This window comes from Pseudonocardia sp. NPDC049154 (genome assembly GCF_040648315.1).
In the GTDB taxonomy this organism is placed as follows: Bacteria; Actinomycetota; Actinomycetes; order Mycobacteriales; family Pseudonocardiaceae; genus Pseudonocardia.
This window is the reverse complement of the sequence record NZ_JBEZDN010000094.1, coordinates 24,523-31,502: the sequence shown is the minus strand read 5'-3', so window position 1 is coordinate 31,502 and position 6,980 is coordinate 24,523. Positions and strand designations below refer to the sequence as shown.

Genomic DNA, 6,980 nt, shown 5'->3' with positions numbered 1-6,980 from the left:
ATCATCAACTTCTCGGGGCCCGCCTCAGCGCAGCGACACGACCCGACTCCCGCGGTCGGTCACGCCCTCACCTGCACTCCATTCCCGGAAGAGCCCCTTACCCGCATAGGCACTGGGGTGGATCACGCCCGCCGCCGGGACAGTAGCTGCGTGGGCCTTCTCGTAGCTGTGCGGGCCTTGGTAGGGGACTGTGAACCTTCCGCTCTGCCTCAGAAGAGGTGGTCGGCCCGGCGTGTCCCGTTTGGGGTGACGGGATCTGGTCTGTGATCGTCACCGTCGTGCGTTCGTGATCTTGCTGCTGTCCTGTTTCCTGAGCTGTCCGCCCTGGTCATCGAGGAGGTCGACGGCTCTGGCGGCGTTGTGCGGGTCCGCGCTCGGACGTCAGGTCTTGACGGTGTCTGCCCGCGGTGTGGCGACGTGTCGCGACGAACTCATGCCTGGCACCTGCGCCGTCTGGCCGATCTTCCCGCCGCTGGCCGCGGTCTCGTCATCGACCTGCGCGTCCGACGCCTGATCTGCGGCAACGCCGCGTGCCGGCAGAAGACCTTCCGCCCAAGGACCTGGCCGCCGTGACCGCCGGACTGTCCATGCCCTACAGCAACGGCCCTGCCGAGAGCGTCAACAACAAGATCAAACTACTGAGACGGCAAATGTATGGCCGGGCCGGTTTCGCGCTGCTCCGGCAACGGATCCTGCTCAGCTGACAACCACCTCATCTGAGCCAGAGCCGGAAAGTCGACAGTCCCGACCACAGCATCAGCAGGACGATAGTGCGGATTCGGAGCGGGAAAGTGGCGCCGAGAGGTGGAACGGCGTGCTCAACGGATGGAGGATCCGATTCCGAGACCGCCGTCGACGTCGAGGACGACGCCGGTGACATAGCCGGCGGCCGGTGAGCACAGGTAGGCCGCGGCCTCGGCTATGTCGCTGGGGTCGCCGGTGTGGCGCAGCGGCACCTTGGAGATCAGCTTCTCCCGGGCGGGCCCGTTCATGGAGGCGAGCATCGGGGTCTCGATCAGGCCGGGGGCGATGGCGTTGGCGGTGATGGCGTGGCGGGCGCCTTCCAGGGCGATGGTGCGGGTGAGTCCGACGATCCCGGCCTTGGCGGCGACGTAGTTCGCCTGCCCGTAGTTGCCCCGCCAGCTCATCGAGGAGAAGGACAGGATGCGGCCGTAGCGTCGCTGCTGCATGTACGGCAGCGCGGCGCGGATGCAGAAGAAGGTGGCCGAGAGGCTGGTGTCGAGCACGGCGTGCCAGTCGGCGTCGTCGATGTCGGTGGCGCGGTTGTCGCGGATGATCCCGGCGTTGTTGACCAGGACGTCGATGCGGCCGTGGTCGGTGTGGACCTGGCGGATCCAGTCGTCGACATCGGCGGAGCGGGTCACGTCCAGGGCGCGGGCCTCGGCGGGGATGCTGTGCTTGTCGACCAGCTCGGCGGCGAGCTCGGCGCCGGCAGCCTCGTTTATCTCGCCGATCATCACCGCAGCGCCCTCGGCGGCGAAGCGGTGGGCCATGGCCCGGCCGAGGCCCTGCCCGGCGCCGGTGATCAGTACGGTCTGTCCGACGTAGCGGTTCATCTGCGGGTTCCCTGCATTGTCGCGGTGGTGCGGTGGAGGCGGTGGTGCGGTGGAGGCGGTGGGTCGCGGGGCTGGTCGGTCATCCGGCGGTGCGGCGGGTGAAGAAGCGGCGCAGCTCGGCGGGCACGTCGTGGCGGGCCCAGTGCCGGTCGAAGGCCTGCAGCTCGAGGTGCAGGCCCTGCTCGATCGAGGGCTGCTCGTCGAGCTCGGCCAGCATCGTCTTGAACGCGGCCTGGGCCGGGTTGGCGGCGGCGGCCAGGGTCTCGGCGACGCGGTGTCCGGCGTCGGTGCCGTGGCCGGGTTCGACGACCGCATGCAGCCAGCCCGAGGCCTGGAACCGTTCGGCGGGCAGCAGTTCGCCGGTCAGGGCGAGCCAGCGGCCCAGGGAGTCGCCGAGCTTGCGGCGCATCCGGACCGCCGCTCCGGCGCCCGGGACGAGGTGGTTGCGGATGTGCCCGTCCCCGATCAGGGTACCGGCCTCGGCGAGGACGGCGTCGCAGGCCAGGGCGAGCTCGAGGCCGCCGGCGACGGCGTGGCCGTGCAGGACCGCGACGACCGGCAGCGGGCTGCGCTCGATGCGGCGGGTGAGCTCGGAGACGGTGGACAGGAACGGCACCGGGGACCGGCCGGCCTCGGCCAGGGCGAGCAGGTGCTGCAGGTCGGCGCCGGCGCAGAAGCTCGGGCCGGCGCCGGTGAGCAGCACCGCGCGGGTCGCGGTGTGCTGTTCGGCGTCGGTGAGCGCGGCGGTCAGGGCGTCGACCAGGGTGGCGTCGAGGGCGTTTCGCTGGGCCGGTCGGTTGAGCACGAGCCGGCGGACCGCGCCGCGCTGCTCGACGCGCAGCACCGAGCAGGACAGGCCGGTCACCGCGCCGCCCCGGTGGGGTCGGCGGCGGCGCGCAGGTCCCGGCGCAGCTGGGCGCGTTGGATCTTCCCGCTGGCGGTCTTGGGCAGGCTCGCCACGACGTGGACGCGGCGGGGGTAGGCGTGCGCGGCGTAGTGTTGCCGGACGTGGTTCTGCAGCTCGCGCTCCAGTTCTGCGGGCTCCGCAGCAGCTGAGGCATCGGACCGCAGCACGACGAAGGCCTCGATGACCTCCCCGCGGACCGGGTCGGGCCCGGCGACCACGGCGCACTCGGCCACGGCGGGGTGCTGGGCGAGCACGGACTCGACGTCGAACGGGCCGATCCGGTACCCGGCCATGATGATCACGTCGTCGTCGCGGGAGGAGAACCGCAGGGTGCCGTCCGCATTGCGGGTGGCCAGGTCCCCGGACAGGTAGAAGCGCCCGTCGCCGGTGAAGCGGTCGGTGGCCTCGCGCCCGGCGTAGCCGGTGAAGGTCATCAGCGGGCTGGCGGCGATGTCGACGGCCAGCAGCCCGGGCTCGCCGATCTCGGCCGGCGTGCTGGTGCCCTCCTTGAGCACGGTGACCGACCAGCCCGGCAGCGCCACCCCATGGTCTGGGCGACGACCGGGATCTCCAGGTCGGGGTGGTGCGGGAAGCCGATCGTCATCCCGAGCTCGGTCTGTCCGTAGTGGTCGTGGACCTGCAGCCCCAGGGCCGGCCCGGCCCACTCGTTGACCTCCGCGGTCAACGGCTCACCGGCGCTGGACAACCGCCGCAGGCGCAGGCCCTGCGGGACCGGGACCTCGCTGGTGCGCAGCGACCGGAACACCGTCGGCGCGGCGGCGTAGTCGGTGACACCGAGGTCGACCAGCGCCCGCCAGGTCGCCGCGGCGTCGAACCCGCCGCGCTGCAGCACGCTGCGCAGACCGAGGGTCATCGGCGCGACGACCGCGGCGTACAGCCCATAGGCCCAGCCCGGGTCCGCGCCGCACCAGTACACCGAGTCCTCACCGACACCGAGGGCGAACCGCAGGTAGGACTGCCAGCCCGCGACGTAGCGCAGTGGGTGCACAACCCCCTTCGGCGCCCCGGTGGTGCCCGAGGTGAACATGTGCACGAACGCGCCGTCCCCGCCGATCGGAGTGCTGGCCTCGAACGGCTGCGCGGCGTCGAGCCGGGCGGCCAGACCACGGATCGGGTCGTCGGACCCGGCCACCAGCAGCGTGCACGCCCCCGCGGGCACCTTCTCGGCCTGCTCGGGGTCGGCGACCACGACCTTCGCCTCGGCGCCCGCCAGCCGCGAGGCCACGGCGTCGGCGGCGAAGGCGGTGAACAGCGGGACGTAGACCGCCCCGGCCCGCCAGATCCCCAGCAGCACGGTGACCAGATCCACGCTCTTGCCCATCAGCGTGGCCACCCGGTCCCCGCGTCCGACGCCGAGCTCACCGAGCAGCCCGGCGAAGCGCTGCGACTTCTCCCGCAGCTCACCGAAGGTCAGGTCGAGCGTCGAGCCGTCGGGCTCGACGAACGTGAACGCCACCGCGTCGCGCGGATGGCGGTCGCACATCAACCACGCGGGGTCGGCGTCGGCCGCCGAGAACACCGCCACTATCTCGCCGACGAGCTCGGTGACGTGCGTGGTTGCCGCGGTCGGCTGCGATGCCATACACCCTCCTTTGGGTACGGTCTACGGTACTGAATACCAGTGAAAAGTACCCGACCGGTGGAGGAACCTCAAGAGGGCGCCTCCCATGGTGTCGTCGGCCCGCGTCGCGAGAGTGCGGCGGGCGAAGCGCGCGCCGGACCGGGCAGCTGTCGGCGAACGAGGGGAAGGGCGTGCGACCATGACGGCCATGTCGGCGATCTCGGACAAGCGCGACCAGCGCCCTCGTCGCACCCCGCGCCGGCGCATCGTCGACACCGCCCGGCTCGACGAGCTGCGGCGGCGGGCCGAGGACATCATCCTCGCCGAAGGCTTCACGTCGGTGACGATGGACGAGCTGGCCGGACGGTTGGGGTGCTCGAAGGCGACGCTCTACAGCCTCGCGCCGACCAAGGAACAGCTCGTCCTGGCCGTCACGCGCAGCTTCTTCCGTGAGGCCGCCGCCGAGATCGAGCGCGCCGTGGCGGCCGAACCCGATCACCGCCAGCGGATCCGGACCTACCTCGACGGGGTCGGCACGGCCATGCGTCGCCACAGCCTCGCCTTCTACGACGACATGGTCGGCTACGAACCCACCGCGCAGATCTACCGCAAGAACTCCGCCGCCGCCGCCACACGCGTCCGCGAACTGATCGAGGACGGGGCACAGGCCGGCGCCTTTCGTCCGGTCAACAGCCCGTTCGCCGCCCAGGTCATCGCCGTGGCCATCGACGCCGTGCAGTCCGGGGTACTGCTCGAGCGCACCGGACTCACCGCCGGAGAAGCGTTCTCCCAGCTCGGCGACCTCCTCCTTGACGGCCTGTCACCGGCCTGACCTTTGTGCGGGGCTCGCGGCTCCGCCTGCGCCGCTCCGTCGCTCTGCGCTCGTCCTGCACTCAGCTCGACCATTGACCGGGCGCAGAATTCGGTACTAGCGTACCGCTGTCAGTACCCGGAGTGCGTTGGTGGGCCCGAATTCTGATCATCAGCCCCGGCCGGAATCGCGATCCTGCTGATCGCGGCGGTCCTCGACATCGACGGCGGCATCTCCATCGGCTCGTCCACCGCTGACGCCTACGAAGGAGCATCGGCTGCTCCCACACCGCCCCACACGCCCACCCGCATCCCACCGAGTACGACCCGGCACGACAGCGGTAACGGCGCACCCGCCACCGGCCGCTGCACCGCAGTGTTCTTCTCAGCGAGGAGAGTTCGATGACACAGGACAGCAAAGTGCACGAGATCATGATCGAGCTGGACGTCCCCGTCCCTATGCGCGACGGCACGGTGCTCCGTGCCGACATCTACCGCCCAGCCAATGACGGCCCGTTCCCGGTCCTGCTCAGCCGCAGTCCCTACGGCAAGGACCTGTTGTGGGACGGGATGCTGGACTTCAAGACGATGGTGCGCGCCGGATACGTGGTCATCAACCAGGACACCCGCGGCCGGTTCACCTCCGACGGCGAGTGGCTGCCGTGGAAGTACGAGCGCGAGGACGGTTACGACACAGTCGAGTGGGCGGCGTCCCTGCCCTACAGCAGCGGCAGGGTCGGCATGTTCGGCGCAAGCTATCTGGGCAGCACCCAGAGGGGCGCGGCCATCTCCGGTGCACCGCACCTTGTCGCCATCGCACCGATCACCACGTGGTGCAACCCTGACGACGGCCTGATGTTCCGCGGCGGGGCGGTCGAACTGGGCCTGAACACCCAGTGGGGCCTCATGCAGGCCTTGGGGCAGTACCCCAAGGCCGGGTTCCGCCCGAGGAGACGCTCAGCAAGCTGATGGCAACCATGAGCGACATGGACTCCATGGCGACGAAGACCTACTGGCAGCTGCCCTCCGCAGCCCAGCCCGCGATCACCGAATCGGGGCAGCCCGACATCGGTGTCGCCCGCGCGCTGGCCGATCCGGCCAGCCTGGACGAGTCGCGCGTCTCGAACCGGTATGACGTCATCGACCTGCCCACACTGAACATCGCCGGCTGGTATGACATCTTCCTGCAGGGCTCCCTCGACAACTTCGTGGGCATGCGCGCCCGCGGCCGAACCGCGCGGCTCGTCGTCGGACCCTGGGACCACTTCACGCTCGGCTCGAGGTGGAACGCTGGGAGGGTCGGTGAGCAGAGCTTCGGATTGGGGTCGACGCTCCCCGATGGGCGGACCCTCACCGACATCACCCGCGGCTGGTACGACCACTGGCTCAAGGAGCTGCCGGCAACAGAGGAGCACGAGTCCGGCGTGCTGCTGTTCGTCATGGGCGCCAACCAATGGCGCCAGGAGGCGGAGTGGCCGCTGACACGGGCCGAGGCCACGCCGCTGTACCTCGGCGAGGACTCCACGCTGTCCTGGGAGGCTCCAACCGCCGAGGGCTCGGGTTCGGGCTACGTCTACGATCCTGCCGACCCGGTCCAGACCCGCGGCGGCAACCTGGTGATGTCGCCGGAGTACCCCCCCGGCCCCTTCGACCAGCGCGAGGCCGAGAGCCGCGAGGACGTCCTGGTCTTCACCACCCCGCCGCTGGAGGCGGGCACCGAGATCACCGGCCGGATCCGCGCGACGCTCTTCGCATCTACCGACGGCCCGTCCACCGACTGGGTCGTGCGACTGTGCGAGGTCGACGCTCACGGGGTGTCCCGCAACATCACCGACGGCATCACCCGCGTGCACACCGAGCCCGCACGCATCGACGAAGTCGAGGTCGACCTCTGGTCCACCTCGATCCTCATCCGGGCGGGGCACCGACTGCGCGTCCACGTGACCTCTAGTAACTTCCCCCGCTGGGACCGCAACCTCAACACCGGAGAGCCCGTGACCGAGGGAACCACAACGCGGGTGGCCCAGCAGAGGATCCTCCACGACCGCAACCACCCGTCCCGGATCACGCTGCCGGTCGTCCGGAACTGACGGCACGGGGCGGA

At 70.4% G+C, this 6,980-nt stretch carries 9 protein-coding genes; 5 read left to right on the top strand and 4 right to left on the bottom strand.

The window, feature by feature from the left end; all coding sequences use genetic code 11:
- Window positions 1-360 precede the first annotated feature (360 nt).
- Both AB0B41_RS31590 and AB0B41_RS31585 read left to right on the top strand, forming a co-directional pair.
- Window positions 361-573, top strand: coding sequence for a transposase family protein (locus tag AB0B41_RS31590; RefSeq protein ID WP_358209818.1), 213 nt, complete (start codon window positions 361-363; stop codon window positions 571-573).
- A complete protein-coding gene (locus AB0B41_RS31585) occupies window positions 570-704 on the top strand; it encodes a transposase (protein ID WP_358209816.1) in 135 nt (44 codons plus the stop codon). Before AB0B41_RS31590 ends, AB0B41_RS31585 begins: the two co-directional genes overlap by 4 nt.
- Before the next feature lie 114 nt (window positions 705-818).
- Here the strand turns inward: AB0B41_RS31585 and AB0B41_RS31580 are convergent, their stop codons facing one another.
- From AB0B41_RS31580 to AB0B41_RS31565, 4 genes are all read right to left on the bottom strand, one after another.
- Window positions 819-1,577 (bottom strand): SDR family NAD(P)-dependent oxidoreductase, encoded by a 759-nt coding sequence (locus AB0B41_RS31580; protein ID WP_358209814.1) that lies wholly within the window; start codon window positions 1,575-1,577, stop codon window positions 819-821.
- A gap of 79 nt (window positions 1,578-1,656) precedes the next feature.
- On the bottom strand, window positions 1,657-2,442 hold the full coding sequence (locus AB0B41_RS31575; RefSeq protein WP_358209812.1) for an enoyl-CoA hydratase/isomerase family protein: 786 nt from the start codon (window positions 2,440-2,442) through the stop codon (window positions 1,657-1,659).
- Window positions 2,439-2,999: a hypothetical protein gene (locus AB0B41_RS31570; RefSeq protein WP_358209810.1), complete on the bottom strand. Its 561-nt coding sequence runs from the start codon at window positions 2,997-2,999 to the stop codon at window positions 2,439-2,441. Before AB0B41_RS31570 ends, AB0B41_RS31575 begins: the two co-directional genes overlap by 4 nt.
- A complete protein-coding gene (locus AB0B41_RS31565; protein ID WP_358209808.1) occupies window positions 2,918-4,087 on the bottom strand; it encodes an AMP-binding protein in 1,170 nt (389 codons plus the stop codon). The genes AB0B41_RS31570 and AB0B41_RS31565 overlap by 82 nt, the downstream gene beginning before the upstream one ends.
- A 187-nt stretch (window positions 4,088-4,274) precedes the next feature.
- Here AB0B41_RS31565 and AB0B41_RS31560 point away from each other — a divergent pair, with 187 nt between their 5' ends.
- From AB0B41_RS31560 to AB0B41_RS31550, 3 genes are all read left to right on the top strand, one after another.
- A complete protein-coding gene (locus tag AB0B41_RS31560) occupies window positions 4,275-4,898 on the top strand; it encodes a TetR/AcrR family transcriptional regulator (RefSeq protein WP_358209806.1) in 624 nt (207 codons plus the stop codon).
- A 380-nt stretch (window positions 4,899-5,278) separates the two neighbouring features.
- Window positions 5,279-5,845: a CocE/NonD family hydrolase gene (locus AB0B41_RS31555; RefSeq protein ID WP_358209804.1), complete on the top strand. Its 567-nt coding sequence runs from the start codon at window positions 5,279-5,281 to the stop codon at window positions 5,843-5,845.
- Window positions 5,846-5,853: 8 nt separating this feature from the next.
- Window positions 5,854-6,966, top strand: a complete 1,113-nt coding sequence (locus AB0B41_RS31550) for a CocE/NonD family hydrolase (RefSeq protein WP_358209802.1) — start codon at window positions 5,854-5,856, stop codon at window positions 6,964-6,966.
- The last annotated feature ends 14 nt before the right edge of the window (window positions 6,967-6,980 follow it).